Origin of the sequence: Pseudonocardia acidicola (genome assembly GCF_012911935.1) — a bacterium.
Taxonomy (GTDB): Bacteria; Actinomycetota; Actinomycetes; order Mycobacteriales; family Pseudonocardiaceae; genus Pseudonocardia; species Pseudonocardia acidicola.
In genome coordinates, this window is sequence record NZ_JAAXLA010000009.1 from 67,130 (window position 1) to 94,088 (window position 26,959).

Consider the following 26,959-nt stretch of genomic DNA (forward strand, 5'->3'; position numbering starts at 1 on the left):
GCTGCGGCGCCGGTCAGACGACGCCGAGGTGGCGGCGGGCGCGCTCAGCACGCCGCTCGGCGAACCGGGCCAGCCGCGTCCACCGGCGACCCGCGCGCAGCCGCCGGGCCAGCCGGTGTTCGGCCGCCGCCTGTTCGGCTTCTTGCTGTCGCGCTCGGGCCAGGGCTTCGTGGAGCAACATCGCAATCCCCTCTCGGTCACGGTCCACCCGGTGCGCGTCGGCGAGGACGAGCTGGTGCGGGCTGAAGTCGGTCATCGGTTCTGCTCCTCGGTCGTGGGCCTGTCGGCCCGGTAGGTGGGTGCGGAGATCAGGCGCTCGCCGCGGCGTACGCGCGGTCGCGCTCCAGGTCGACCTTGCGTGGACGACCCCGGGGCCGCTTGCGTGGGATCACCACGCCCCGCTCGAAGATCTCGCCACCCCAGACACCCCAGGGTTCCTCGCGGGTCAGCGCGCCGGCGAGGCATTCGGCCCGGATCGGGCACGGCCCGCAGAGCGCCTTGGCCCGGTCCAGCTCGGCCGGGGACTCGGCGAACCACAGGTCCGCGTCGCCCGACCGGCAGGGCAGGTCGAACCCGGCTCCAGGACCCACGTCGAGTAGACCCCCGACAGCAGAGGCGGTGTGGCCGCCCATGAACTCGGGTGTGATCGCTCCGCCGTCCAACGGAACTGATCGGACTAGCACCGCACAACCTCCTGGTGAGAGACGTGGTCGGAAAAACGAAAGGGCCGCGGATCCCTGGTGTGGGTTCCGCGGCCCCGAATCTTCGGCCGACGAGCGTCTACGACCTACCGTCGATGTCGACGCCCGGGAACGGACACACCTGTGTTGTTGTCGGGGTGGATCGGGCTGACGGTGCGCGGCCCGAACGGCAACTGCTGCCAGCCGCGCTGCACGGGCGCGTACGCCACCGGGGAGCCGGCGCGCAGACGTTCACCCGGAAGGACACGGGTGCCGCGGGCCGCGGGGATTCCGGTCATTCCGATCGGCGTCGTGGTCACCATGACGGCACCCCCTCTCGGGCTCTCATCGATCATGCGCGCGAACAGGCTGGTCCTGGCGCGCGCGATCGAGATTAGAAGGATCGCGCGGAGGCGCACAACCTATTTATTCGCTTGATTCTGAAATCAGTTCGCGCTCTCGGACCCGTCGGCCACCAGGGCGAGCACCGCGGGGCCGTACCGGTCGAGCTTGCGGGCCCCGATTCCGGGAATGCCGACGAGCGACGCCGGGTCGGTGGGGCGCTGTTCGGCGATCGCGGTGAGCGTCGCGTCGGTGAACACGACGTAGGCCGGGACCTGCTGCTGCTTGGCCTCCGTACTGCGCCAGTCCTTGAGCCGGTCGAGCAACTCGATGTCCACATCGGACGGACAGTCGGCGCAGCGGCGGAGCTTCATCGCCTCGGCGCCGATCAGCGGGGAACCACAGATCCGGCACTTCGGCTTCGTCCCGCCGGTCCGCCCGGCCGGGATCCGCGAGGCCGGGTGATGGTCCGGGATCAGCCCGTAGAGGAACCGGCTGCGCCGGCGGTGCCGGCCACGGCCCGGCGTCCGCGACAGCGCCCAGGACAGTGAGAGGACCCGCCGGGCCCGGGTGAGTCCGACGTAGAGCAGCCGGCGCTCCTCCTCGATCGCCTCCTCGTCGCCCTCGGCGTGCTGGATCGGCAGCGTGCCGTCGACCAGGCCGACGAGGAACACCACATCCCACTCCAGGCCCTTGGCCGCGTGCAGCGAGGCGAGCGTGACGCCCTGCACGGTCGGCGGGTGCGAGGCGTCGGCGCGGGTTTCGAGCTCGGCGACGAAGCGTCGCAGGTCGGCCGCCGGCTCGACCGCGACCAGCTCCTCGGCGAGCCCGACGATCGCCAGCAGCGACTCCCACTGGGCGCGGGCGTTCGCCCCCGGCGGCGGCTCCTCGGTGAGCCCGACCGGCGCGAGCCGGGCACGCACGACGTCGACGAGGCCCTCGTCGGCCGGCCCGGGCCCTGCGGTCCGCAGCACCCCGACCGCGCGCCGCACCTCGGGCCGGGCGAAGAAGCGCTCGCCGCCGCGGACCTGGTAGGGCACCCCGAAGTCGGTGAGCGCCTGTTCGTAGACCTCGGACTGGGCGTTGATCCGGAACAGCACCGCGATCTCACTGGCCGGGGTGCCGTCCGCGATCATCCGCTTGATCTTGACGGCGACCGCGGCGGCCTCGGCCGGCTCGTCGTCGTGCTCGGTGAAGTCGGGGTCCGGGCCGGGCGGCAGCTGGCCGACGAGCTGCAACCGGGTGCCGGCGACCCGGCCGCGGGCCCCGGAGATCAGCGTGTTCGCCGCGGCGACGACCTGCGGGGTGGAGCGGTAGTCGCGCTGCAGACGGACGACGACGGCCTCGGGGAAGCGGCGCGGGAAGTCGAGCAGGTAACGCGGGCTGGCCCCGGCGAAGGTGTAGATGGTCTGGTTGGCGTCACCGACGACGGTGAGGTCGTCGCGATCCCCCAGCCACGCGTCGAGCACGCGCTGCTGCAGCGGCGTGACGTCCTGGTACTCGTCGACGACGAAACAGCGGTAGCGGTCGTGGAACTCCTGCGCGACGGCCGGGTGCTCCTCCAGCGCGGCCGCGGTGTGCAGCAGCAGGTCGTCGAAGTCGAGCACCTCGGCGCGGTTCTTCAGCGCCTCGTAGCCGGCGTAGACGGCGGCCACCTGCTCGGCCGGCCCTGGCACGTCGCGGCGCAGCCGGGCGACCGCGGCCGGGTACTCCTCCGGGCTGATCAGGCTGGCCTTGGCCCATTCGATCTCGCCGGCCAGGTCGCGCAGCGAGTCGTGGTCGGTGCCCGCCTTGGCCCGCGCGGCCGCCTGCCCGACGATGCGCAGCTTGCCCTCGACCAGCTGCCACTGCCGGTCGCCGACCACGCGGGGCCAGAAGTAGCGGAGCTGACGCAGGGCGGCGGCGTGGAAGGTGCGGGCCTGCACCCCGTTCGCGCCGAGTACCCGCAGCCGGGTACGCAGTTCGCCCGCCGCGCGGGCGGTGAACGTGACCGCCAGGACCTGGCCGGGCGCGACGTGCCCGGCGCGGACGAGGTGCGCGATCCGCCGGGTGATCGTCCGGGTCTTACCGGTCCCCGCACCGGCCAGAACGCAGACCGGACCCCGGGGTGCCGTCACTGCGACCCGCTGCTCGTCGTCCAGGGCATTCAGGAGCGGCTCGGCAGTCACCACCCCATCCTGACAGGCGCATCCGACGACGCGACCTGGATCCCGGCCACTGCCCACAGCACCGCCTGCAGTGATCCGCGCCACACCGGGACGCGGAAGAGTCGTCGGACCGTCACTTGTTGAGAGCTACATGGCTCAGCTGACGATGTACTCGACCACCTGGTGCGGCTACTGCCGGCGCCTCAAGCTCCAGCTCGACGAGGCCGGCATCCCCTACCGGGAGATCAACATCGAGCGGGACCCGGATGCCGCTCGATTCGTCGAGGGCGTCAACGGCGGAAACCAGACCGTGCCGACCGTTCTGTTCCCTGACGAGACCACGGCGACGAACCCGTCGTTCGCCGAGGTGAAGGCGAAGCTCGAAGCCGCCGCCTGACCCTCGTGCGCGGCAAATGGTGCCGGGCACCACTTGCCGCGCACGAGCAGGCCTCAGCCCGCTTCCGCCCAGGCCTCCAGCATGGAGCGGGCGATGGAGACCTTCCCGGGCAGCAGCACCAGCCGCTCCCCCGGTCCGCCGCGACCGGCCCAGTCGCCGCGCTCCAGCGCCGCGCGCAGCTCGGCACGGCTCACCCAGAAGGCCTCCGCGATCTCCCCGTCGGCCGGGCGCAGCGGGACCGACGGGTCGGCGATCGCCTCGAAACCCAGCATCAGCGAGCGCGGGAACGGCCAGGCCTGGCTGCCCAGGTAGTGGATGTCGCGCACCTCGATGCCGACCTCCTCGCCGATCTCGCGCTGCACGCACGCCTCCAGCGACTCGCCGCTCTCGACGAACCCGGCCAGCACCGAGTAGCGGCCCTCGGGCCAGACCGGCTGGCGGGCCAACAGCACCTGGTCCGCGCCGTCGTGCACAAGACAGATCACCGCAGGATCGGTCCGCGGGTACTCCTCGTGGTCGTGGGCCTCGCAGCGCCGGACCCAGCCCGCGTTGACCGCATGGGTCGGCGACCCGTCCCGGGCGCAGAACCGGGCCGCGTCGTGCCAGTTCAGCACGGCCACCGCGGTGGTGAACAACCCGGCGCCGAGGGCGTCCAGGGCGGCGCCGGTGGCCCGCAGGTCCGCCCAGTCTGCCGGGTCGTCGCCGTCGATCAGCGACGGCTTCCCGCGCACCGCCCAGTACGCGACGCCGTCGGCCTCCCCCAGCAGCACGGCCCCCGCGGGGGGCGCGTCGGCCAGGTCGATCGCCGGCCGGGCCCGCAACCGCACCCCGGAACCGGACGCGGCGTCCCAGCCCGCGGCGTCACCCTCCCGGAAGGCCGCCCCGGGCCGGGTGTCGAAGTCCACCGGCGTCCGGCCCTGCTCGTCGACGACCACGAGTTGCGCGGCCGGCCAGCCGGCGCGCAGCCGCGCGGCGTCCGTGCGCAGCGGCTCGTCGCGGAGCACGGTCGTACGGGACAGGACCGGCGGGGTGACGAGCTCGAACCCTGAGTCGTTGCGAGTGCCGGTCACGAGACCCCACCCAGCGCACGCAGCCGGGTGCCGATGACCTCGGCGTCCCCGACCACGACCCCGGTGAACCTGCTCGGGGCGAAGAACTCCAGCGCGGCCTCGGCCACCTGGTCGTAGGTCACCGCCTCCAGCCGAGCCGGCCGCTCGCGCAGCCACTCGATGTCCAGGCCCACCGCGTCCAGCGCGCACAGCGTCGAGGCGAGCCCGCCCTGGCTGTCCAGCGAGATGAGCAGCGAGCCGATCGCGTACCGGCGCGCGGCGTCGACCTCGTCGGCCGTCGGCGGCACGACGGTCAGCCTGCCCAGCTCGTAGCGGGTCTCCAGCAGCGCCGGGGCGGTGACGTCGGTGGCGGTGTCGGTCTCCACCCCCAGCACCGCTCCGCCCGGGACGAACTGCACGCCCGAGTTCGCGTGGTAGGTGTAACCCTTGTCCTCGCGCAGGTTCTCCACCAGCCGCGAGGAGAAGAAGCCGCCGAGCACGAGGTTCGCCAGCTGCAGAGCCCCGTACCGCTCGTCGTCGCGGGGAACAGCCTGCGCGGAGAGCCGCAGCTGCGACTGGACGGCGCCGGGCCGGTGCACCAGCTCCACGTCCCCGGGCTGCAGCGGGGGCGGCGGGGCGAGTTCACGCACCGGATGGTCGGCGGTCCAGCCGCTCAGCGCCTGCTCGACCTGGGCGACGGCCTGATCCGGGTCGATGTCGCCGACGATCAGCAGTAACGAGCCGCCGGGCACCAGCGCCTGGGCGTGCAGCGCGCGCACCTCCTCGGCCTGCACCGCGGCGACGTCCGGTCCGGCGGGCATCTCCAACGCCAGCGGGTGATCGCCGAACCGCTTGCGCTGCAACGCTTCTCGGGCAATCGTCCGCGGCTGGGAGCGGGCGACCGTGATCCGCTCGACGAGCCGCTCGCGCTCCCGGGCGACCTCCGCGTCGGGGTAGGTCGCGCCGGTCACCACGTCGGCGAGCACCTCGAGGACCGCGGGCAGCCCGTCGGCCAGCCCGGATCCGCCGACCTGCAGCCGCTCCGGATCGACGGCCACGGCAAGGTCGGCACCGACCGCCGCCAGCTCGTCGTCGATGGCGATCCGGTCGCGGCGCCGGGTCCCGGTGAGCAGCGTCGAGGACAGCAGCTCGGCCCGCGCGGTGTGCACAGGGTCGGCCTTGTCACCCGGCGCGGCGAACGGGACCCGCAGCCGGACCTCGGCCATCGGCACCCCGGGGCGGTGCACGGCGAGCACCCTCAGCCCGGAGGGCAGCGTGCTGGACACGACGTCAGGCAGCGGGACGCTGCGCGTCTCACCGAGCGGTGGCAGCAGCCGTGGGCCCGCGGCCGTGCGGCCGATCTCCTCCGCGCTGCGGTGCTGGACAGTGCGCGTCATTCCTGCTCTCCCTGCTCCGCGCCGGACTGGTCCCCGGCCGGTTCGACCAGCAACACCGCGCGGCCCGCGGACCGCAGCGACGCCGCGGCCGCCTGCACCTGCTCCGGGGTGACCGCGGCGAGCCGCTGCGGCAGCTCCAGCGCGAGCTCGGCCCGGCCGAACAACAGTTCGCGGGTGCCGAGGCCGAGCATCCGGTACATCACCCGGTCGTCCTCGTGGTGCAGCGCCGCCGCCCAGCGGGCCGACTGCCGCGCCAGCTCGTCGGCGGCCGGGCCCTCCGCGGCCAGCCGGTCGAGCTCCTCGTCGACCGCGACCAGGACCTTGTCCGGGTCGACGGCCGCCGGGTGCACAGCGGTGATCGTGAACGTGTCCGGGTCCCGGGCGTCGAGCACGCCCATCAGCCCGCTGCTCGCGGAGACGTCGGTGACCAGCCCGTCGGTGTGCACGAGCCGGCGCTGCAACCGGGCCGCCTCGCCGTCGGTGAGCACCGAGGCGAGCAGGGCGTGCCCGAGGTAGTCGTCCAGTCGGGTGGACGGGTCCGGGAGCCGGTAGCCGAGGGCGAGGGCGGGCAGCGGGGCGTGCGCGTCGGGCACCGCCTGCCGGCGCTCCGAGCCGGGGGCCGGCTCGGCGAACGACGGGCGGGCCGGGGTCGGGCGGGCCGGGATGTCGCCGAAATGCTTCTCGATCAACGCCAGCGTCTCGTCCGGATCGACGTCGCCGAGCACGGTGACCTGGGCGTTCCCCGGCGCGTAGTAGGTGTCGAAGAACGCGGCGGCGTCGTCCAGGCCGGCCTGCTCCAGCTCGGAGAAGTCGCCGTAGCCGTTGTGCGCGTTGGGGAAGGTGTCGTAGAGGACCGGCGGCAGCAGGATCCACGGGAACCCGCCGTAGGGCCGGTTCAGCACGTTGAGCCGGATCTCCTCCTTGACCACGTCGACCTGGTTGCGCAGGTTCTCCTCGGTCAGCCGGGGGGCGCGCAGCCGGTCGGCCTCCAGGAACAGCGCCCGCTCCAGCGCCGCCGCCGGGAGCACCTCGAAGTAGTCGGTGTAGTCCTGGTGCGTGGAGCCGTTGAACACCCCACCGGACCCCTGGACGTACCGGAAGTGGGCCAACTTCTCCAGACTCTCGCTGCCCTGGAACATCAGATGCTCGAACAGGTGCGCGAACCCGGTCCGGCCCTGCGGTTCGGAGCGGAAACCGACATCGACATGGACGGCGACGCCGACGACGGGGGTGGAGGGGTCCGGCGCGATCAGCACGCGCAGCCCGTTCGACAGCGTGGCCCGATGCAATTGGATTGCTGGCACCTCACGACATTAGCCCGGTAACGGCCCCTCGCGCCGGGGCCGCGGCCGAGGCTCGCGGGATCCGATTCGGCAACATCAAAACCGCCGCCGTCCAGCGCAGCAGCGCGGCCACGACAGGGGCACCGGTCCACAGCGCCGCGACCGACGGCAGCCGCCCGGCGTACCCGGCAGCGCCCCCCAGGTAGAGCATCCAGGTAATCAGCCGGGCGCCCGCGGCGACGATCCAGTACGCGGCGGGAATCCGGTTTACCCCTCGGCCGGCGGCAGGACGACGAACTGGCGCAGCGCCAGGTCCACGTAGGTCACCGGGCCGCGCGGACCGGGCGTGTGGTCGACGTTGATGCCGGTCTCGGGCAGGCCGAGCAGCTTGTAGCCGTCGAGCAGCCGGGTGGTGGCGTTCCAGAACACGCCGGTGCCGGTGTAGGCGTCGATGAACGCGGTGGCGACGTCCTCGTCGGCGGTGCAGACGGTGGCGGCCAGGCCGCTGGTCTCCCGGCCGGCGGTGACGGCCGCGTCGAGCGGGCCGTCGACCGGGGCGACCGTCACGTGCGCCTCGGCGCCGGAGTCGAGCGCCCACTCGTGGCCGAGCCGGTGGTTGTGCGGCGGCAGGCTCGGGATGATGCCGCGCTCGGCCAGCGCCTTCTCGGCGACCGGCCAGAGCCGGTCGTAGGCGGGCCGGTCGATGAGCAGCAGGTTGAGTCGGTTGCAGACGCCGAGCCGGTCGGTGCTGTCATGGATGAGCCGCTGAGCCACCGCCTCGTCGGCGCTGGAGTCCAGGTAGAGCACCCCGCCGCCGTCGGCGTGCGCGAGCACTCGGGTACCGGCGGCCGCGCCGAGCGCGGAGAGCTTGCGGGTGACCTCGCCGCTACCGCGGACGACCACCAGCGGGACCAGGTCGGGCAGCCCGACGAGCGCCTCGGCGCCGGCGTGCCCGGGGGTCGGGACGAGCTGCACCGCGGCGGCGGGGACGCCGTGCTGCTCCAGCGCGGGCGCGATCACGAGCTCGACCAGGGCCTGCGCGCTGCCGAGCGCCGCCGAGCCGGTCCGCAGCACGGCGGCGCTACGGGCCTTGAGCACCTGGGAGGCGACGTCGACGGTGACGTTCGGGCGGGCCTCGAACACCGCGCCGATCACGCCGACCGGGACTCGGCGTTCGAACACCCGCTCCCCGCTCGGCAGCGTGCGCACCTCGCGCTGCAGCGGCGGCTCCGGCGTGTCCGCGAGCACCTCGAGCTGGGTGGCCATCTCGGCGAGCCGCTCGGGCGTGAGCCGCAGCCGGTCGAGCAGGCCCGGCGCCATGCCGTTCGCCTCGGCGGCCTCGACGTCGCGGGCGTTGGCCTCCAGCAGCTGCGGGGCCCGGTCGCGCAGCAGCCCGGCAGCGGTGCGCAGCGCGGCGTCGACGGCGGGGCCACCGGCCGCGCGGACGCCCGGGGCGGCGGCTGCGGCGCGCCGGGCGGCGGTGCGGACGGCGTCGAACTCGGGGCTCTGGGCGAACTCGGGGGCGGTGGTGCTGGTGCTCACGCCGGTTACGGTACCGACGCCGTACCCCTGCGCTGCAGGCCGATACGCGGCGTCGTCCGGCGGGTGATCACGACGGATCGGCGGGCACCGCGTACACCACGATGTTGTCGTCATAACTGCGCAAAACCGGGTCGAACCGGCCGCCGCAGGTGACGAGCACGAGACGCGGCGACGCGGTCTGGGCGAACACCTCGGCGGGCAGCCGCGCCTTGGCGAACTGGTGGCGCGCCTGCACCCGGTAGGTGAACGTCCGGCCGTCGGCGCCGCGCAGCGATATCGGCTCGCCGGCGGTCAGGGACGGGAGGACCGCGAGCACGCCGATCCCCGCGACGGCGGAGTCGACGTGCCCGGCGATCACCACGGTGCCGGTCGGCGCGCCCGCGAGCGCTCCGGGCGCCCACCAGCCGACGGTCTGCGGTGGGTCAGGAGGCTGCAGGGCGCCGCCGGGGTCCGTGCCGATCGGCACCACCGGTGCCGTGATCCCACGCTCCGGCAGGCTCAGCCCGACGGGCACCGATCCCGGCGGTACGGCCACGGAAGCCGGCGGATGCGGCGCCGTCGAGTCTGGCACGGCAGGACCCGCCGCGGCCATGGCCGGACCGGGCCCGGGACCGGCCTGCCCCATGGCGGCCGTGCCCAGGTCGGTGGCCTCGACCGCGCCGGACCGGCCGGCGGACCACAACACGACGCCGGTGACCAGGCAGGCCGCGCCGCACAACGCGACGAGCACCGCCGGCCACCGGCGTCGGGAGAGCATGCTCAGGCCGTGCGGCGGCGCAGCCACCATCCGGCGCCGCCGAGAAGCACCACGCCCAGGCCGACCAGCGCGAGCGGGACGACCGGCGAATCCTGGGCCGCCGCGAGGGCGGCCTGGCCACCGGTTCCGGCGTTCACCGAGCCGGGCGTGGCCGCACCGGCCGACGCCGCGGCCTGCTGCAGCCGCGCGATGCCCGCCTCCAGCTTGGCCAGCGCGTCGCGGGCCGCCGCCTTCGCCTCCGGCGAGGCGTTCGGGTCGGCGAGCACCGCGTTCGCGGCGTCGCGGGCCTGCTGCGCCTGGTCGAGCACGGCGCGCAGCCAGGCCTGGTCGAAGGGCTGCCCGGAGCGGGCCTGCAGGCCGGCGAGCACCGACTGCTGCTCGGCACTCATCTGGTCGCCGAGCGCCACACCCTGCGCCGTCGCCAGCGCGCGGATCTGCTCGTCGAGCGCGCGGCCCTGGGTCGCCACCTCGGGGCCCAGCGAGCGGACCTGGTCGCCGGCGCCCTGCTGCTCGCCCAGCCCGCCGAACGCGACGAGGGCGAGAGCGCCCTGGTGGGCCTGGCCGAACGCGGCCCGCTGGGCCTCGCTCGCTTGACCGGCCCCGGGCTGTCCGGGCGCGCCCGCGGACGGCGCTGCCGGGGCCGGGGCAGGGTTGGCCGGCTCGGGCGACGAGCAGGCAGCCAGGCCGGCGAGGGCCAGCGCGGTGAGCGCCGCTCCAGCGGTGTGCAGGCCGTGTCTGCGGGTCATGGTCTCTCTCCTCCGGATGGATCATGGCGGCGTCGGTGACCCTCCCGCGATTTCCCCATGCCGCGCAGTCCGGATTGTGGAGGTCCGCCCGATCGGGTGGGTGAGCAGCGGCCTGCGGATCAGCCCCGGCGCGGCGACCGCCGCGGCGCGCTCGGTGGCGGCACGACCGGGCCGATGTCGCCGTCCGGGGCGGTGTCCAGATCGATGACGACGGGCGCGTGGTCGCTCGGCGCCTTTCCCTTGCGCGCGGCCCGGTCCACCCAGGCGGCGCGCACCCGGGCGGCGGTGTCCTGCCCGGCGAGGACCAGATCGATGCGCATCCCGAGGTCCTGGTGGAACATGCCGGCCCGATAGTCCCAGTAGCTGAACACACGCTCGCCGGGCCAGCGGTCGCGCACCACGTCGTGCAGGCCTTCGCCGGTGAGCGCGGCCAGCGCGTCCCGCTCCGCCGGGGTGACGTGGGTGGACCCGGTGAACGCCGCGGGATCGAACACGTCGGCGTCGGTCGGGGCGATGTTCATGTCACCGGCGACGATCGCCGAGCCCGCCCCCTCGGCCGCGACCATCGCGCGCAGCGCTTCCAGCCAGCGCAGCTTGTAGCCGTAATGCGGGTCGGTCGGGGTGCGCCCGTTCGGCACGTAGACCGACGTGACGCGCAGCCCGCCGCAGGTCGCGGTGATCGCGCGGGCCTCCGGGTCGGCGTCGGGGGTCGGGAACCTGGGCTCGTCGGGCAGGCCGCGGACGATGTCGTCGAGCCCGACCCGGGAGAGCAGCGCGACCCCGTTCCAGCGGCCCTGCCCGTGGTGGGCGACGGCGTACCCGCGCTCGGCCAGCGGCTCGGTGAAGGTCGCGGCGAAATCGGCGTCGGAGAGCTTGGTCTCCTGCAGGCACACGACATCGGGCGAGCGCTCGTCCAGCCACGGCAGCAGCCGGGGCAGGCGCGACTTCGCGGAGTTCACGTTCCAGGTGGCGACACGCACAGCACCCGACGCTAACGCGCCCGTGCGCGGAAATAGCCGCCGGAGCGACTATTTCCGCGCACGAGGCCGTCAGGCCGCCTTGGGCAGCGTGCGCACCGTCTGTGCCTTGAGCGTCGCGCCGCCGTCGGCGCTGGTGCCGGTGAGGGTCACCAGGTCACCGGCAGCAGGCTTGGTCGCCAGCCCGGAGATGTCGACCGTCACGGTCAGCCCATCGGCGGCGATGACGGTCGCCCGGTCACCGGTGATCGCGATGACCGTCCCCGAGACGTGCGCCCGCGGGGTCGCCACGCTCACCGCGGTGGCCGCGGCGCCGGTGCCACGGACCCGGACGACGACACGCTCGCCCGCCGTGAGGTTCCCGAGGTTGGCGTTGCCGCCGGGCACCCGGGTCTTGTTGTCCGTCTTCACCGTCATCTGTCCACCGGAGTCGCGGTTGACGACCACGGTGCCGTTGCCGACCGTCGCGACGGTGCCGACCAGCAGCGTGTCGCTGCCCAGCCCCCGGCCCTCGCCTCCGTGACCGCGGCCGCCCCCGGGGCCGACGGCGGCGAGCAGGTCGGCGCCGCCGAGGTCGGCGACGGACGCGCTGTTCCCGGCCCGGCCCCCCGGGCCGGCGCCACGGCCGCCGTCGGGGATCAGCAGCGCCGCGGCCACGCCGGCCACGACGAGCAGCGCGAGCGCGGAGGCCCCGCCGATCAACCACCTCCGGCGCCGTCGCGGCCGGACTGCCGGCGGCTGCGCGGCGACCTGCTCGGTCGGCTGCTCGCCTGCGGCACCGGGTGGGGTGGGCGTACTCATCGGCCTCTCCGTTCTCGTGCGTGCTGTCCCCATCGAGGCTCGGGCGCCCGGCTGAGCGGAACCTGAAGTCACCCGTTCCTTCAGCGGATCTTCAGCCGCGCAGGCGGAGAATGGCCCGGTGGGCGCGCGTGTGCTGGTGGTCGAGGACGCCGAGGCGATCCGGGCCGCCGTGGTGGCCGGACTGACCGGGGCCGGCTACGACGCGAGCGGGTGCGCCGACGGCCGCGACCTCGAGTCCGAGCTGGCCGGCTACCGGCCCGACCTGGTCGTCCTCGACGTGATGCTGCCCGGGCGGGACGGCTTCGCGCTGCTCGACGTGGTGCGCAGGCACAGCGACGCGGGCGTGGTCATGCTGACCGCCCGCGACGGGGTCGACGACCGGCTGCGCGGGCTGCACGGCGGCGCCGACGACTACGTGGTCAAGCCGTTCGTGCTGGCAGAGCTCGTCGCCCGGGTGACCGCGGTGCTGCGCCGGATGGGCCGCACGCCGTCGACCGTCGCCGTCGGCGACCTGCTGGTCGACGCCGCCGCCGGGTCGGTGCTGCGCGGCGGGACCCCGATCGACCTGACCGCGACCGAACTGCGGCTGCTCGACTACCTCGCCGCGCAGCGCGGCCGCGTCGTGAGCAAGGGGCAGATCCTCACCCGGGTGTGGGGGTACACCGACTACGACCCGAACCTCGTCGAGGTGCACATCTCCGCGCTGCGCCGCAAGCTCGGCGAGCCCCGGCTGCTGCACACGGTGCGGGGGCTGGGATACGTCCTGCGCGCCGAGCCCGAGCCCGCGAGGCGACCGGACAACGCCGAGCCGGAACCGGCGCCCCGCCCGGAGCCGTCGTGAGACCTGATCGCCGCACCGGTGCCCTGCGGACCGTTTCGCTCCGCGGCCGGGTCACCGCGCTGAGCCTGGTCGTGCTGGCCGTCGCGCTGCTGCTGGTCGGGGTGCTGGCCGACGTGGTGTTCGCGGCGCAGTCGCGGGCGGACCTGCGGACGCGGCTGACCGAGCGGGCGACGCTGGCCGGGCAGCTCGTCGAGCAGGGCGTCGAGGGGGCCGACCTGGCCCGGCAGCTGGAGACCAACGACGTGCGCGCAGTGGTCACCGAGCCCGACGGCACGGTGTACAACGCCCGGCCCGGGGGTGGACGAGGCCCGGCCGCGGGCCGGGCGCGGGCGGCGAACGGTGAGGTGGTGCGTCAGCCGCTGCCGGACGGATCGCAGCTCACGCTCATCGGCGACAGCAACCAGGTGACGGCCTCCCAGGCCCGGCTACGCCGGATCCTGTTCCTGCTGGGGGCGGGGGCGCTCGCCGTCGCCGGGCTCGTCCTGCTGGCCACCACCCGGATGGCGCTGGCGCCGCTCGACGCGATGACCGCGCTGGCCCGTTCGATCACCCGCGGGGACCGCGGCCGCCGGCTCGCCCCGACCCGCACCGACACCGAGCTCGGCCGGACCGCCGCCGCCTTCGACGACATGCTCGACGAGCTGGAGGGGACCGAGCGGGCGGCCCGGACCGCGGAGGCGGCGGCGCGGGCGTCGGAGGCGCGGACCCGGCAGTTCGTCGCCGACGCCGCGCACGAGCTGCGCACCCCGCTGGCCGGGGTGCAGGCAGCGGCCGAGGCGGCGGTCGCACCGGAGCTGGACGCCGACGAGCGCGACCGGCTGCACCTGTTGTTGCTGCGCGAGACCGGCCGGGCCGGGCGGCTGGTGGACGACCTGCTCGCGCTGGCCCGGCTCGACGCCGGGATCGAACTGCGCCTCGAACCGGTGGACCTGTTGGCGCTGGCGCAGGCGGAGGCGGAGCGGGTCCGGCTGCTGGCTCCGGACCGCACGATCATCGCTGAGGGTGATTCGGTGACGGTGCCGGGCGACCCGCAGCGGCTGGCTCAGGTGCTGACCAACCTGCTGGACAACGCGCGGCGGCACACCCCCGCCGGCGGGCGGATCACCGTCACCGTCGCGGGGCCCGGGGTGGTGCGGGTGGCCGACACCGGGCCGGGGGTTCCGGCGCCCGACCGGGACCGGATCTTCGACCGGCTGGTCCGGCTCGACGAGGCACGTTCGGCCGACGACGGGGGCGCCGGGCTGGGGCTGGCGATCGCCCGCGGGATCGCCCGGGCGCACGGCGGGGAGCTGAGCTGCGTCGAGCCCCCGGACGGGGCGGGCGCGGTCTTCGAGCTGGTGTTGCTGCCGGGGTGGCCCGATGGCCCGACGGTGCCGACTCGCGCTCCCGAAACTGCCGACTCGCGCTCCCGATAGTGCCGACTCGCGGGTCAGGGTTGGTCGGGTGGGGTGGCTTTGCGGACGTAGAGCAGGCGGTCGCCGCGTTCCAGGGCGTCGACGGCCGCCGCGTCGACCCGGTGCAGGTCGTCGCCGCGGACCACGCCGAGCACGATGTCGGTGAGGTGCCGCGGCGAGCCGCCGATCTCGGACTCCTCCACCGGGCGCTCGCTGATCGCGAACCCGGCGTCGGGGGTGAGCAGGTCCTCGACGACCTCGACCACGCTCGGCGTCGTCGTCGCCATGCCGAGCAGCCGGCCCGCCGTCTCCGCCGAGACGATCACCGAGTTCGCCCCTGACTGGCGCAGCAGGTGGACGTTCTCCGACTCCCGCACCGCCGCCACGATGGTGATCTTCGGTGCGAGCTCGCGTGCCGTCAGGGTGACGAGAACGGCGGTGTCGTCGCGGTTCGTCGCGACGACGATCGCCGACGCCTGCTGGACCCCGGCGATGCGCAGCACGCTCGACCGGGTCGCGTTGCCGGTGACGGTGACGAGCCCGAGCGCCGACGCGGAGTCGAGCTGGGTCCGGTCGGTGTCCACCACGACGATCTCGGACGGTTCGGCACCGTCGCCCAGCAGCGTCTCCACCGCGGCCCGGCCCTTGGTGCCGTAGCCGACGACGACGGTGTGGTCGCGCACGCGTGACCTCCAGCGTTGGATCCGGAACGCCTGGCGGGAACGTTCGGTGAGCAGTTCGACCGTGGTTCCGACCAGGACGATGAGGAAGAGCAGGCGCAGCGGGGTGATCACGACCGTGGTCAGCAGCCGCGCGGTGGACGTCACCGGGACGATGTCACCGTAGCCGGTGGTCGAGAGCGAGACGGTCGCGTAGTAGAAGGCGTCGATGAGCGAGAGCGGGCCGGTGTTGTTGTTGTCGACGTAGCCGGCCTGGCCGAAATAGACGATCAACGCCGTGGCGACCAGGGCACCGAGGGCGATCGAGAGCCGGCGCAGCAGCGACACGACCGGCCCGACGGTGGGATCGGGCATGCGAAGGGCGCCGATCATGGGCGGATCGGCGGGCGGACGGCGCAGCCGATCGCTCATCGCGCGGAGACTAGCGCCACCGCCGATCACCCGCCCGGAGCCGGTACACCGTTCACCCGGTGTCCACCTGTCATGATCGCCGGATGAGGCTGCGCCCGTCCCGCGCCGCCGCGCTGGCCACGTTCCTGGCCGGCGCCGGTGCCACCCACGTCGTCGCGCCGCGGTTCTTCGACCGGATCGTCCCCGATCAGCTGCCCGGATCGGCGCGGTTCTGGACGCTCGCCTCCGGCGCCGCCGAACTCGGCGTCGCGGCCGCGGTCGCCGCACCACGGACCCGCAGGCCCGGCGGGCTGGCCGCGGCGGCGCTGTTCGCCGCGGTGTTCCCGGCGAACGTGAAGATGGCACGTGACTGGTCGGACCGGTCCGCGCCCGAGCGCACGATCGCCTACGCCCGGCTCCCACTGCAGATCCCCCTCATCCTGTGGGCCTTGCGCGTCCGCCGTGACCACGCCGTGTCTCCACAACGCGGTTGAGCCCACAGGGTCAGGGGTGCTCGATTACGGCGGCGCTGGCGGCGCCCGCGACCAGGGTGTCCAGGCCGAAGGCGGTGACGGGGTCGAGCGCGCCGGTGCCGCGCACGCCGTGCTCGGCGGCGCGGCCGGCCCCCCAGGCCAGCAGGTCGGCGGTGATCGCGTAGGCCTCCGGGGCGACGAGCCGGGTGCGGGCCAGCAGGGTGCCGCCGGCGTCGAACGCCTCCGCCACGAAGTGCGACGTGCTGGCGGCCAGCACCGCGGGCGACGGTGCCTCGGCGGCCCGGCCGGCCGCGAGCCGGGCCAGCCGCGTGACGCCACGGGCGAGCGCGGGCGCCTTCTCCAGCAGCGGGGTCAGCCGGTGCGTGGCGTGCACGAGGTTGCTGGCCGGGCCGAACCAGCCCAGGTAGACGTCCACGGTGCGCAACCCGGGCGCGATCCGGGGCAGCGCGAACTGCTCGGTCGCTCCGATGGTCACACCGGGGCGGGGCTTCCCCGCGATGTCGAAGGTCCGCAGCCGGGCGCCGGCCGGCTCCGTCCGCAGCGCGCCGTCGCGGTAGGCGTACACCGGCCGGGTCGCCACCCCGACCAACGACTCCAGGGTGCCGCGGGAGAACGGCTGTCCCTTGCCGCCGCCGGTGATGAAGTAGCCGACGTCGACCCGCGCAGCAGCATCCCCGGCCTTGCGCAACGCCAGCGCGCCGGCCAGCACACCGGGCACGTAGTCGTTGCCGAACGCGGTGAGCAGCGCGGCGCCGGAACGCTCCGCGGCCGGGCCCTGCAGTTCGAAGACCTCGCGGATGAACGGCGGCTCGCCGGTGGAGTCGAGATAGATCGCCCCGGCGCCGACCGCGGCCGCCAGCGCCGCCCCACCCAGCTGTGCGAACGGGCCGACGGTGCTGACCAGCACGTCACCGCGGTCCACGAGGGCGCGCACCGACGCGATGTCGGTGACGTCGGCGCGGGCGGTCTCCAGCCCGCCGAGCCGCTCCGCGAGCCCGGCCAGCCGGGCCGGGTCCCGTCCGGCGAGCACCGGCCGCAGGCCGCGGGCCGCCATCGACGCGGCCGTGCGGCCGCCGGTGTACCCCGTGGCGCCGAAGAGAACGATCTTCCCGGTCATGACGGGCAGGCTAACCGGTGAACCGGGAGGGTTCCCGCGGTCACCGTCGGCTCCCCCGAAACGCGTGCTCAGCCCGTGTCAGGAGTGGTACAAGACCGTTGTCCGGTCACGGGCGCGATGGGCGGTTAGGGTTCACGCGTCCGGGTGAGACGGAGGGGTCGATGGTCACTGCCGACGCGGACGTCCCGGGCGGCACGGCGCCGCCGGACCGGCGGCGCCCCCGCAGGTGGCCGCCGCGCCGGCCGGCCGCGGACGCGATGGACGTGCTGGCCGCCGGGATGGAGATCGCCGCGCAGCTGCGGGAGGGGCTGGCGTCGCCACACGCCGGGGCGGCCGCCCGCAGGCTGCGCCGGCTGCTCGACGCCGACGCCATCGGCCTGGTCGATCTGCACGGCACCGCGGTCTGGTCCGGGGACCGGGACGCCCGCGCCCCCGGTCTCGTCGACGAGGCGCTGGGCGGCGATCACCGGGCCCGGCGACCGGGCCTGCTCGCGCTGCCGCTGCGGGCGCGCGACGAGCTCGCCGGCGCGCTCGTGGTCGCCGGCCCGGTCCGGGTGAACGCGGCCCGGCAGGCCGCGGCCTGGGTCGGCGAGGCGCTGGAGCGGGGCCGGTTGGAGGCGTCCGCCGGCACGGCGGAGCAGGCGGAGCTGCGGGCGCTGCGTGCGGAGATCTCCCCGCACTTCGTCTACAACACGCTGACGACGATCGCATCCTTCGTCGGCTCCGACCCGGAGCGCGCCCGCGACCTGCTCCTCGACTTCGCCGAGTACATCCGGCACAACCTCGCCCGGCACGGCGACTACACCACCCTCGCCGGCGAGTTCCGCGCCATCGAGGCCTACCTGACACTGGCCCGGGCCGTGCTCGGCGAGCGGCTCCGCGTGCAGGTCCGCATCGCCCCGGAGGTGCTGCCCGTCGCCGTCCCGTTCCTGGCGCTGCAGCCACTGGTCGAGAACGCGGTGCAGCACGGCGTGGAACGGTCCGAATCCGGCGGATCGGTGCAGGTCAGCGGGGAGGCGCAAGGCAGCGAGTGCGTCATCTCGGTGGAGGACGACGGCCCCGGCATGGACCCCGCCCACGCCCGCGCCATCCTCGCCGGGCAGGCGGCGGGATCGAGCCTGGGCCTGGTCAACGTCGACCGCCGGCTGCGGACCGTGTTCGGCGCGGGCTACGGCCTGGTGATCGAGACCGCCGAGGGCGCCGGTACAAGGGTCGTCATGCGGGTGCCCCGATTCCACCCCGGAGTGGTCGCGTCATGACCGGGCTGCTGCGCGTGCTGGCGGTCGACGACGTCCGCCCCGCCCTGGACGAGCTGTGCCGGCTGCTGCGCGACTCCGCGTCCGTCGGCTCCGTCGAGGCGGCGGGCGACGCGCTCACCGCGCTGCGGCTGATCCAGAGTGCCGTCCTCGACGCGGTGTTCCTCGACATCTCGATGCCCGGCATGGACGGGCTGGAACTGGCGTCGCTGCTCGGGCGCATGACCGACCCGCCGGTGATCGTGTTCGTCACCGCGTACGAGGAGCACGCGGTGTCCGCCTACGGTGTCGGTGCCGTCGACTACCTGCTGAAACCGGTCTCCGCGGACCGGCTGACCGCAGCGATCGGCCGGGTCAGGCGGGTCATCGGGCACGACCCCGGGCCCGGGCCCTCCGCCGTGGTCGACGCCCTCGCCGCGGTGCCCGTCGAGCTGGCGGGGCGGACCCGGTACGTGCGCCGGGCCGACGTGCGGTTCGCCGAGGCGCAGGGCGACTACGTCCGGCTGCACACCCGCACCGGCAGCCACCTCGTGCGCATCCCGATCTCCCGGCTCGAGGAGCACTGGCGGCACGCCGGGTACGTGCGGGTGCACCGCAGCTTCCTGCTCGCCGTACCCGCGGTCCAGGAACTGCGCAGCGACGTGAGCGGCGGCCTGCTGGCGCACACCGACGCCGGTGACGTCCCGGTGAGTCGCCGGCACGCCCGCGAGCTGCGCGACCTGCTGCTCGAGGCCGCGACCCGCGGTGACTTCGAGGCCGGCGGCCCGCGCCGGCGGCCGGGCCGGGTGTGAGCGGGGCCGCGCGGTGACCCGGCAGCGACGGGTCGCGGTGAGCAGCCCGCAGACCCGCGTGGCGCTCGCCGCCCGCCGCAACGGCCCGCTGAACCCGCCGCGGCTGACCCCGGCCGAGCTGCAGCGTGCCGAGCGCATCCGCCGGATCCAGCTGCGCCGGGCCGTGGTCGCGCTGCTCGCCGCGGGCACGTTCCTCATCGGCGTGCCGCTCGTCCTCGACGCCCTCCCGCAGCTGCAGGCCGTCCGGATCGCCGGGGCGCCGCTGCCGTGGCTCGTCGTCGCGGTGCTGCCCTACCCGACGCTCGCCGGGCTCGCCTTCTGGCAGCTGCACCGGGCGGAACAGGCCGAACGGGCTGACGACAGCGCGCCCGGGGAGCCCGGATGACCGTCCTCGCGATCGTCCCGGTCGTGCTCGCCACCTTGCTGATCGGGGCCCGCGGCGTCGCGGCGATGCGCAGCACGTCGGACTTCCTGGTGGCCTCGCGGCGGATCTCGCCTGCGCTCAACGCCGCCGCGGTCTCGGGCGAGTACCTGTCCGCGGCGTCGTTCCTCGGCGTGGCGGGCCTCGTCGTCAAGGACGGGGTGGGGGCGCTGTGGTACCCGGTGGGGTTCACCGCCGGCTATCTCGCAATGCTGACCCTCGTCGCGGCGCCGATGCGGCGCACCGGGGCGCTGACCGTCCCGGACTTCGCCGAGGCCCGGCTCGGCTCGCCGACGCTGCGGCGGTTCTCCGCGCTGGTCGTCCTCGTGATCGCGGGCCTGTACCTGGTGCCGCAGTTCACCGCGGCCGGTCAGGTGCTCACGCTCGTCAGCGGCACCCCGTACTGGGTCGGCGTCGTGGTCGCCGGCGCGGCGGTGAGCATCACGCTCGCCCTGGGCGGGATGCGCGCCGCGACGTACGTGCAGGCGTTCCAGTTCGGGCTCAAGATGCTGCTGTTCGTCGCCCCGGCGATCTGGCTGCTCCTGCAGACCGGTCCCGACACCCGCCGGGAGGCGCTTGCGCCGGTCGAGTTCACCCGCTTCGACCAGCAGACGCACGTGGACTTCCGGCTCGACACCCGGCTCAGCATCTCCGAACCCACCCCGGTCCGGATCGGCGACGGGTCCACCACGACCCTGAGCCCTGGCGAGTACACCGCGCCCGGCGGGGCCAGCTGGAGCTTCCCGGCCGGGGCCCGGGTTCCGGAGATCCGCGGCGCCGCGGTCCCGGGCAGCGAGGCCTGGCAGCGCCCGCTGCTCGACGCCGGCGGCGGCGGCCACCCGCTGCTCGCGACCTGGTCGGTCCTGATGGCGACCGCGCTGGGCACGATGGGCCTGCCGCACGTGATCGTCCGCTTCCACACCAGCCCCGACGGCCGCAGCGCCCGCCGGACCGCCGCCATCACCGTCGCGCTGCTCGGCACGTTCTACCTGTTCCCCGCGATCTACGGGCTGCTGGGAACGGTGCTGCTCCCCGAGCTCTACCTGAGCGGCGCGACCGACACCGTCGTCGTCGCGCTGCCGGCCCGGGTCGACCCGGGTTGGACGGGGTCGCTGTTCACCGCGCTGCTCACCGCGGGCGCGTTCGCCGCGTTCCTCGCCACGTCGCTGGGGCTGCTGCTCGCCGTTGCCGGCGCGGTCTCCCACGACCTCGCGCCCGGGACGCTGCGCCGGCTGCGGCTGACCACGCTGGTCGCGGCCGGGGTGGTCGTGCTGCTCGCGCTCCCGGCGGCGAGGATCGACGTCGGGGCATTGGTCACCTCCGCCTTCGCGGTCGCCGCCTCGACGTTCTGTCCACTGCTCGTGCTCGGCATCTGGTGGCCGCGGCTCACCGCGCGGGGCGCCTACGCCGGGATGGCGGTCGGCCTGGTGTCCTCGGCCGGGGTGATGGGCGCCGGGCTGGTCGCCGGCCTCGAGCCGGGGCTTCCCGCGCTGCTGCTCGCGCAGCCCGCACTGTGGTCGGTGCCGCTGGCCTTCGCGACGATGATGCTGGTGTCGCTGCGCGGCGACCCGCCGCGGTGGGCCGGTTCGGCGATGTTGCGGCTGCACCTCGACGAGACCCTCGACGAGACCCGGACACCGGCCCCGCCGCTCTGACGCGGGCACCGTTCGGTGCCGATCGGTGCCGCTCGTCGGCTCCGGCGACCGGTCGTCGGCCGTTCGCCGCTCCCATCGGCGCTGTGCCGCGGGCCACTTTCGCGTCCCTGCCCGAGGTCCTTTCCTGTGCCCCCTGAGCACCCGCCGTGCAAGGAGGCACCGTGAGCACCACCGAATCCTCACCACCGGTCGACACCCATGACTGGGAGAAGGTCCGCTCCAGCGCCGAGTTCCAGGACCTGCGCCACCGGCTGCGCAGCTTCGTCTTCCCGCTGACCGGGGTGTTCCTGGCCTGGTACCTGACCTACGTGCTGCTGGCCAGCTACGCGCCGTCGTTCATGGCCACCAAGGTCGTGGGCAACATCAACGTGGGCCTGGTGTTCGGGCTGCTGCAGTTCGTCTCCACGTTCGCGATCACGGCCTGGTACGTGCGCTACGCCGAACGCCGGCTCGACCCGCTGGCCGGCAAGATCCGCGACGAGATCCAGGGAGGATCGGCGTGAGCCCCACCGTCACGCTCGCCCAGGGGGTCCAGGGCAGCAACCCCGTCCTCAACATCACGATCTTCGGCCTGTTCGTCGTGATCACGCTGGCGATCGTGGTGCGGGTCAGCAGGCGCGCCAGCAGCGGCGCCTCCGACTTCTACACGGCCGGCGGTGGCTTCTCCGGGGCCCAGAACGGCGTCGCGATCTCCGGTGACTACCTGTCCGCGGCGTCCTTCCTCGGCATCGCCGGCGCGATCGCGCTCAACGGCTACGACGGCTTCCTGTACTCCGTCGGCTTCCTCGTCGCCTGGCTGGTCGCCCTGCTGCTCGTGGCCGAACTGCTGCGCAACACCGGCAAGTTCACCATGGGCGACGTGCTGGCCTTCCGGATGCGCCAGCGCCCGGTCCGGGCCGCCGCCGCCACGTCGACGCTGGCGGTGTCGTTCTTCTACCTACTGGCCCAGATGGCCGGCGCCGGTGGTCTCGTCGCGCTGCTGCTCGACGTCGAGGACAAGGCACAGCAGGGCATCGTGATCGCGGTCGTCGGCATGCTGATGATCGCCTACGTGCTGATCGGCGGCATGCGCGGCACCACCTGGGTGCAGATCATCAAGGCCGTGCTGCTGATCGTCGGCGCCGGGGTGATGACGGTCTGGGTGCTGGGCACGTTCGGGCTGAACCTGTCGTCGGTGCTCGGCGGGGCCGTCGACCGCGCCGGTCAGGCCGGCGAGGCGCTGCTCAACCCGGGCAAGCAGTACGGCAAGAACGGCGTGACCCGGCTCGACTTCATCTCACTCGCCCTCGCGCTGGTACTCGGAACCGCCGGCCTGCCGCACATCCTGATGCGCTTCTACACCGTGCCCACGGCCAAGGAGGCCCGCCGGTCGGTGGTCTGGGCGATCTGGCTGATCGGGCTGTTCTACCTGTTCACCCTGGTGCTCGGCTACGGCGCCGGTGCGCTGGTCGGCCCGGACGCGATCAAGAAGGCGCCCGGCGGGGCCAACTCGGCCGCGCCGCTGCTCGCCTTCGAGCTCGGCGGCACGGTCCTGCTCGGCATCATCGCGGCCGTCGCGTTCGCCACGATCCTCGCGGTCGTCGCCGGCCTGACGATCACCGCCTCGGCCTCGTTCGCCCACGACGTCTACGCCAACGTGATCAAGAAGGGCCGGACGTCGTCCGACGACGAGGTCAAGGTCGCCCGGATCACCGCGGTGGTCATCGGCATCGTCGCGATCCTCGGCGGCATCCTGGCCAACGGGCAGAACATCGCCTTCCTCGTGGCGCTCGCGTTCGCCGTGGCCGCGTCGGCGAACCTGCCGACGATCCTCTACTCGCTGTTCTGGAAGAAGTTCAACACGACCGGTGCGCTGTGGAGCATCTACGGCGGTCTGGCCATCACGCTCGTGCTGATCGTCTTCTCGCCGGTGGTGTCCGGGAAGCCGATCGACCCGGCGACCGGCCGGAGCCCGTCGATGCTGCAGGGCGTCGACTTCCACTGGTTCCCGCTCGACAACCCCGGCCTGGTCTCGATCCCGCTGTCGTTCCTGCTGGGGTACATCGGCACCCAGGTCGGCCGGAGCCGGGCCGACGAGTCGAGGTACGCCGAGATGGAGGTGCGCTCGCTGACCGGCGCCGGTGCCGAGAAGGCCGTCGTGCACTAGGGCAGCCACCCGGCCCGGTGACGGCTGGTGGGGTCCCGGCACCGTCGCCGGGACCCCACTAGCCGTTTCCGGGGGCGACCGCCTCGGGCACGGACTGCACGAGGGCACGCAGACCGCCGGCGTCGAGCAGGTCGGCGGGCCGCAGCGTCTGATCGGACCGCACGTAGTGGAACGCGGCCCGCACCTGCTCCGGGTCGCAGCCCACCAGCGCCGCCCAGGCCAGCCGGTAGGCGCCGAGCTGCACCGCGAGCGCGGGCAGCCGCGACGCCTCGGGCGGCGGCCCGGTCTTCCAGTCGACCACGGTCCAGCCGCCGTCGGGGTCGGCGAACACCGCGTCCATCCGGCCGCGCACCGCGATCCCGCCGATCACGGTCTCGAACGGCACCTCTACCTCGACCGGGCGCCGGTCCGCCCACCCCGAGGCCAGGAACGCGTCCTGCAGTTCGACGAGCGCGTCGTCACCGGCCGCGGCGTCGTCGGCGGCGCCGGGCAACTCGTCGAGGTCGAGCAGCTGCGCGGCGCCGAAGCGCTGCTCGAGCCAGGCGTGGAACGCGGTGCCGCGGCGGGCGTGCGGGCTCGGCGGCAGCGGCAGCGGGCGGCGCAGCCGGGCGGCCAGCGCCTCCGCGTCGGCCGCGAGCTCGACGAGCTGGCTGACCGAGAACTGCGGCGGCAGCGTCACCGACGGTCGCGCCCCGGCCGCGGCCCGCTCGGCCAGCAGCACGTCGACGTCGGCCGCCCACCCCTCCGGATCGGGATCGGCCGGGGGCAGCAGGTCCGGCGGCCCGTCGTCGCCGGGTGCCTCGTCCTGGACGGTCCCCAGCAGGTCGAGCTGCGCCCCGGGCTCGTGCGCGGGCGGCTCGTCGGGTCCCATCGCCAGCAGGTCGAGCTGCCCACCCGGCTCGGCCCGATCGCCCCGCTCGCGCTCGGCCTGCGCCGCCGCGCGGGCCGCCTTCAGGTCGCGCAGCGCCGCCCGCACGAGATCCGCGCCGGCGTGCACCGCTTCCGACCGGGCCCCCAACGGGTCGACCGGCCACAGCGCGGTGACCGGATCGGCGGTGGCCGGGTTGGTGTCCTCGGGTTCGGGCGCCTCGGCCCACGCCTCGATCGGGAACGGCGGGCCGATCTCCCCCGTCTCGATGCCGCTCTCGCCGCCGAGCGCGTCACGGATCTCGGTGAGGAACTCCGACGGCTCCTTCGGCTTCTCCCCCGCCGCCCCCCAGCGGTGCCCGGACACCAGCAGTACGTGCTCGGAGCGGGTGAGCGCGACGTAGAACAGCCGCCGCTCCTCGGTCAGCCGGCGCGCGTCGAGGGCGGCATCGTGTTCCTTGACGGCCTCCTCGAGCTGTTTGCGGTCACCACCCGGCGGCAGGTACAGCCCGGGCAGGTCGTCGGCGTCACCGCGCAGCGGCACCGGGAGCGCGGACGGGTCGGTCAGCCAGCTCCCGCCGATCTTGCGGCCCGGGAAGACCTGCGACACCAGGTGCGGGACCGCGACGATCTCCCACTCCAGGCCCTTCGCCGCGTGCACGGTGAGCACCTGCACGCGGTCGCGCGCCACCTCCACCTCGCCCGGGGTGAGCCCGTCCTCGGCGCGCTCGGCCGTCTCCAGGTAGTCGAGCAGCGCGGGCAACGAGGGCACCTCGGCGCCGGCCGCGAACTCGGCGACGACGTCGGCGAACGCGTCGAGGTGCGCGCGCCCCACCGGGCCCGGCCGGGCCGCGGTCTCGGCGTCGAGCAGCAGCACCCGCTCGGCGTCGGCGACGAGGTCGGTGAGCGGGGCCGAGGCCCGGGCGCGCAGCCACGTCAGCTCGCGGGCCAGCCGGCGGATCCGCTCGAAGCCCGCCCGCGAGTACCTCTCGGCCGGCCCCGGGTCGTCGAGCGCGTCGACGAGCCCGGCCTGCTCGGCCTGCTCGCCGGGCAGCGCCCCCAGGGCCAGCTGCGCCGGGCTGAGCGGCCCGGGCCCGGTGCCGGGCAGCGGCGGGACGAGCTCACGGGCCCGCTGCCACAGCGCCGCCAGGTCGGCCACCCCGAGGCGCCACCGCGCCCCGGTGAGCAGCCGGACCGCGGACGGCCCGGCCAGCGGGTCGGCGACGACACGCAGCGCGCTGACCAGGTCGCGCACCTCCGGGGTGTCGAGCAGCCCGCCCAGGCCAACCACCTCGACCGGCAGCCCGCGCGCCCGTAGCGCGGCGGCGATCGGGTCCATGTCGGCGCGCCTGCGGACCAGTACCGCCGAGGTCGGCAGCTCCGCGCCTGCCTCCTCCGCCCGGCGCCAGCGCGCGGCGATGGCATCGGCCATCCAGGCGATCTCGGTGCCGACGTCGGGCAGCAGCGCGACCCGCACATCGCCGGCCCCCGCCTTCGGGCCCGCCCGCAGCTCCCCGACCGCGACCGCACCGGGGGCGGTGCGCAGCGGCTCGGACACCGCGTTGGCCAGCGCCAGCACCTCCGGCGGGTTGCGGAAGCTGGTGAGCAGCCCGTACTCGTCGGCGGGCGCGCCGCCGGGCCCCGGGAAGTCGGTCCGGAACCGGGCCAGGTTGCCGGCGCTGGCCCCGCGCCAGCCGTAGATCGACTGGCAGGGGTCGCCGACCGCGGTCACCGACAGCGGCTCCGCGCGCGGCACCGCGCCCGGCACCGCGCCGAACAGCGCCCGCAGCAGCACCCGCTGGGAATGCCCGGTGTCCTGGTACTCGTCGAGCAGCACCGCCCGGAAGGCCCCCCGCTCGATCTCGCCGACCTCCGGATGTCCCTCGGCGACCCGCGCCGCGATCGCCATCTGATCGGCGAAGTCGATCGCGCGTTCGGCCCGCTTGCGCGCCGCGAACGCCTCGACCAGGGGGAGCAGCTCGACCCGCATCCGCTGGGTGTCGATCCACTTCTTGTAGGTCTGCGACGGTTCGGCGCGCTGCCCCTTGCCGCGCGGGGCGTCGGCCAGCATCGCGATCATCCGGACCGCGAGGCGGTGCACGGCCTCCGGCTCGACGAGATGCTCGCCGAGCTCGCCGGCCAGCGCCAGCAGGTAGCTGGTGACGGTGGCCGGCACCCTGTCGATCTCGAGGTCCTCGGCCCAGGTGGAGACCACGCGGTGCGCCAACTGCCAGGCCGCGGTCTCGCCGAGCAGCCGGGCGGCGGGCTCCGCGGGCAGCCGCAGCGCGTGCTCGCCGACCAACCGGCCGGCATAGGCGTGGTAGGTCGAGATCGTCGGCTCGCCGGCCAGGACCGCGGCGCGGCGCTGCCCGCCCGGATCGAGCTCGTCGAGCAGCGGGGATCCGGCGAGCCGGCGCAGCCGCGAGCGCACCCGCACGCCGAGCTGCTGGGCCGCCTTGCGGGTGAAGGTCAGGCCGAGAACCTGCTCCGGAAGCACCTGCCCGGTGGCCACGAGCCACACCACGCGGGCGGCCATCGTCTCGGTCTTGCCCGCGCCCGCGCCGGCCACCACCAGCGCGGGCCGTGCGGGCGCAGCGATCACCGCCGCCTGCTCGTCGGTCGGCGGCGGCAACCCGAGGGCTGCGGCCAGGGCCGCCGGGGTCAGCTGCACACCAGCGTTCTACCCCACGGCTCCGACAGCGCCGGCCCCGCCGCCCGGACCGTTCGGGGCGGCGGCGGCGAGGACCGCGAGGTGGGGTTGTCCCCACCCGCGGAGGAGGGTCACCTCA

At 74.6% G+C, this 26,959-nt stretch carries 24 protein-coding genes; 10 read left to right on the forward strand and 14 right to left on the reverse strand.

Translation table 11 applies throughout. From position 1 onward, the window contains the following. Positions 1 to 13 precede the first annotated feature (13 nt). From HF526_RS07280 to HF526_RS07290, 3 genes are all read right to left on the reverse strand, one after another. The gene (locus HF526_RS07280; RefSeq protein ID WP_169380500.1) at positions 14 to 256 is read right to left on the reverse strand and encodes a hypothetical protein; all 243 of its coding nucleotides are present in this window, start codon (positions 254 to 256) and stop codon (positions 14 to 16) included. A gap of 52 nt (positions 257 to 308) precedes the next feature. Beyond that, positions 309 to 683, reverse strand: coding sequence for a WhiB family transcriptional regulator (locus HF526_RS07285; RefSeq protein WP_420821593.1), 375 nt, complete (start codon positions 681 to 683; stop codon positions 309 to 311). 443 nt (positions 684 to 1,126) lie between these two features. Then, positions 1,127 to 3,190 carry a UvrD-helicase domain-containing protein gene (locus HF526_RS07290; RefSeq protein ID WP_169380501.1) on the reverse strand — a complete coding sequence of 688 codons (2,064 nt, stop codon included), beginning with the start codon at positions 3,188 to 3,190 and terminating at the stop codon, positions 1,127 to 1,129. Positions 3,191 to 3,320: 130 nt separating this feature from the next. On the opposite strand from HF526_RS07290, the gene HF526_RS07295 reads away from it, so the two are divergent. Beyond that, the gene (locus HF526_RS07295) at positions 3,321 to 3,566 is read left to right on the forward strand and encodes a mycoredoxin (RefSeq protein WP_169380502.1); all 246 of its coding nucleotides are present in this window, start codon (positions 3,321 to 3,323) and stop codon (positions 3,564 to 3,566) included. A 53-nt stretch (positions 3,567 to 3,619) separates the two neighbouring features. On the opposite strand, the gene nudC is transcribed toward HF526_RS07295, so the two are convergent. From nudC to HF526_RS07335, 8 genes are all read right to left on the reverse strand, one after another. Then, complete coding sequence (gene nudC, locus HF526_RS07300; RefSeq protein WP_169380503.1) at positions 3,620 to 4,636, reverse strand: NAD(+) diphosphatase; 1,017 nt, start codon at positions 4,634 to 4,636, stop codon at positions 3,620 to 3,622. Further along, positions 4,633 to 6,012 (reverse strand): M16 family metallopeptidase, encoded by a 1,380-nt coding sequence (locus HF526_RS07305; protein WP_169380504.1) that lies wholly within the window; start codon positions 6,010 to 6,012, stop codon positions 4,633 to 4,635. Before HF526_RS07305 ends, nudC begins: the two co-directional genes overlap by 4 nt. Continuing rightward, the gene (locus HF526_RS07310; RefSeq protein WP_169380505.1) at positions 6,009 to 7,316 is read right to left on the reverse strand and encodes an insulinase family protein; all 1,308 of its coding nucleotides are present in this window, start codon (positions 7,314 to 7,316) and stop codon (positions 6,009 to 6,011) included. Before HF526_RS07310 ends, HF526_RS07305 begins: the two co-directional genes overlap by 4 nt. Before the next feature lie 246 nt (positions 7,317 to 7,562). After that, a complete protein-coding gene (locus HF526_RS07315) occupies positions 7,563 to 8,837 on the reverse strand; it encodes an aldehyde dehydrogenase family protein (RefSeq protein WP_338051344.1) in 1,275 nt (424 codons plus the stop codon). 67 nt (positions 8,838 to 8,904) lie between these two features. Beyond that, complete coding sequence (locus HF526_RS07320; protein WP_169380507.1) at positions 8,905 to 9,594, reverse strand: class F sortase; 690 nt, start codon at positions 9,592 to 9,594, stop codon at positions 8,905 to 8,907. A 2-nt stretch (positions 9,595 to 9,596) separates the two neighbouring features. Further along, positions 9,597 to 10,340 carry a DUF4142 domain-containing protein gene (locus HF526_RS07325; RefSeq protein ID WP_169380508.1) on the reverse strand — a complete coding sequence of 248 codons (744 nt, stop codon included), beginning with the start codon at positions 10,338 to 10,340 and terminating at the stop codon, positions 9,597 to 9,599. A gap of 119 nt (positions 10,341 to 10,459) precedes the next feature. Further along, complete coding sequence (locus HF526_RS07330) at positions 10,460 to 11,320, reverse strand: exodeoxyribonuclease III (RefSeq protein WP_169380509.1); 861 nt, start codon at positions 11,318 to 11,320, stop codon at positions 10,460 to 10,462. 69 nt (positions 11,321 to 11,389) lie between these two features. Then, on the reverse strand, positions 11,390 to 12,118 hold the full coding sequence (locus HF526_RS07335; protein WP_169380510.1) for a hypothetical protein: 729 nt from the start codon (positions 12,116 to 12,118) through the stop codon (positions 11,390 to 11,392). 118 nt (positions 12,119 to 12,236) lie between these two features. Between HF526_RS07335 and HF526_RS07340 the strand changes: the two genes are divergently transcribed. Continuing rightward, positions 12,237 to 12,959: a winged helix-turn-helix domain-containing protein gene (locus tag HF526_RS07340; RefSeq protein ID WP_169380511.1), complete on the forward strand. Its 723-nt coding sequence runs from the start codon at positions 12,237 to 12,239 to the stop codon at positions 12,957 to 12,959. After that, on the forward strand, positions 12,956 to 14,374 hold the full coding sequence (locus HF526_RS07345) for an ATP-binding protein (RefSeq protein WP_338051345.1): 1,419 nt from the start codon (positions 12,956 to 12,958) through the stop codon (positions 14,372 to 14,374). The genes HF526_RS07340 and HF526_RS07345 overlap by 4 nt, the downstream gene beginning before the upstream one ends. Positions 14,375 to 14,388: 14 nt before the next feature. Here the strand turns inward: HF526_RS07345 and HF526_RS07350 are convergent, their stop codons facing one another. Then, positions 14,389 to 15,444 carry a potassium channel family protein gene (locus tag HF526_RS07350; protein ID WP_169380512.1) on the reverse strand — a complete coding sequence of 352 codons (1,056 nt, stop codon included), beginning with the start codon at positions 15,442 to 15,444 and terminating at the stop codon, positions 14,389 to 14,391. A gap of 83 nt (positions 15,445 to 15,527) precedes the next feature. Between HF526_RS07350 and HF526_RS07355 the strand changes: the two genes are divergently transcribed. Further along, entirely contained in the window at positions 15,528 to 15,917 is a 390-nt protein-coding gene (locus HF526_RS07355) for a DoxX family protein (protein ID WP_169380513.1), read from the forward strand. A gap of 10 nt (positions 15,918 to 15,927) precedes the next feature. Here HF526_RS07355 and HF526_RS07360 read toward each other — a convergent pair whose 3' ends face one another. Then, positions 15,928 to 17,034, reverse strand: coding sequence for a saccharopine dehydrogenase family protein (locus tag HF526_RS07360; protein WP_169380514.1), 1,107 nt, complete (start codon positions 17,032 to 17,034; stop codon positions 15,928 to 15,930). 161 nt (positions 17,035 to 17,195) lie between these two features. On the opposite strand from HF526_RS07360, the gene HF526_RS07365 reads away from it, so the two are divergent. The 6 genes from HF526_RS07365 (at position 17,196) to HF526_RS07390 (ending at position 23,303) form a co-directional block, all read left to right on the forward strand. Then, positions 17,196 to 18,293, forward strand: a complete 1,098-nt coding sequence (locus HF526_RS07365) for a sensor histidine kinase (RefSeq protein ID WP_420821594.1) — start codon at positions 17,196 to 17,198, stop codon at positions 18,291 to 18,293. Beyond that, positions 18,290 to 19,081 carry a LytR/AlgR family response regulator transcription factor gene (locus tag HF526_RS07370; protein ID WP_169380515.1) on the forward strand — a complete coding sequence of 264 codons (792 nt, stop codon included), beginning with the start codon at positions 18,290 to 18,292 and terminating at the stop codon, positions 19,079 to 19,081. Before HF526_RS07365 ends, HF526_RS07370 begins: the two co-directional genes overlap by 4 nt. Before the next feature lie 13 nt (positions 19,082 to 19,094). After that, positions 19,095 to 19,466, forward strand: coding sequence for a hypothetical protein (locus HF526_RS07375; RefSeq protein ID WP_169380516.1), 372 nt, complete (start codon positions 19,095 to 19,097; stop codon positions 19,464 to 19,466). Continuing rightward, on the forward strand, positions 19,463 to 21,157 hold the full coding sequence (locus HF526_RS07380; protein WP_169380517.1) for a sodium/solute symporter: 1,695 nt from the start codon (positions 19,463 to 19,465) through the stop codon (positions 21,155 to 21,157). Before HF526_RS07375 ends, HF526_RS07380 begins: the two co-directional genes overlap by 4 nt. 161 nt (positions 21,158 to 21,318) lie before the next feature. After that, entirely contained in the window at positions 21,319 to 21,660 is a 342-nt protein-coding gene (locus HF526_RS07385; RefSeq protein ID WP_169380518.1) for a DUF485 domain-containing protein, read from the forward strand. Then, positions 21,657 to 23,303 carry a sodium:solute symporter family transporter gene (locus HF526_RS07390; RefSeq protein ID WP_169380519.1) on the forward strand — a complete coding sequence of 549 codons (1,647 nt, stop codon included), beginning with the start codon at positions 21,657 to 21,659 and terminating at the stop codon, positions 23,301 to 23,303. Before HF526_RS07385 ends, HF526_RS07390 begins: the two co-directional genes overlap by 4 nt. A gap of 58 nt (positions 23,304 to 23,361) precedes the next feature. Here HF526_RS07390 and HF526_RS07395 read toward each other — a convergent pair whose 3' ends face one another. Beyond that, positions 23,362 to 26,841 (reverse strand): UvrD-helicase domain-containing protein, encoded by a 3,480-nt coding sequence (locus HF526_RS07395; protein WP_169380520.1) that lies wholly within the window; start codon positions 26,839 to 26,841, stop codon positions 23,362 to 23,364. Between the last annotated feature and the right edge of the window lie 118 nt (positions 26,842 to 26,959).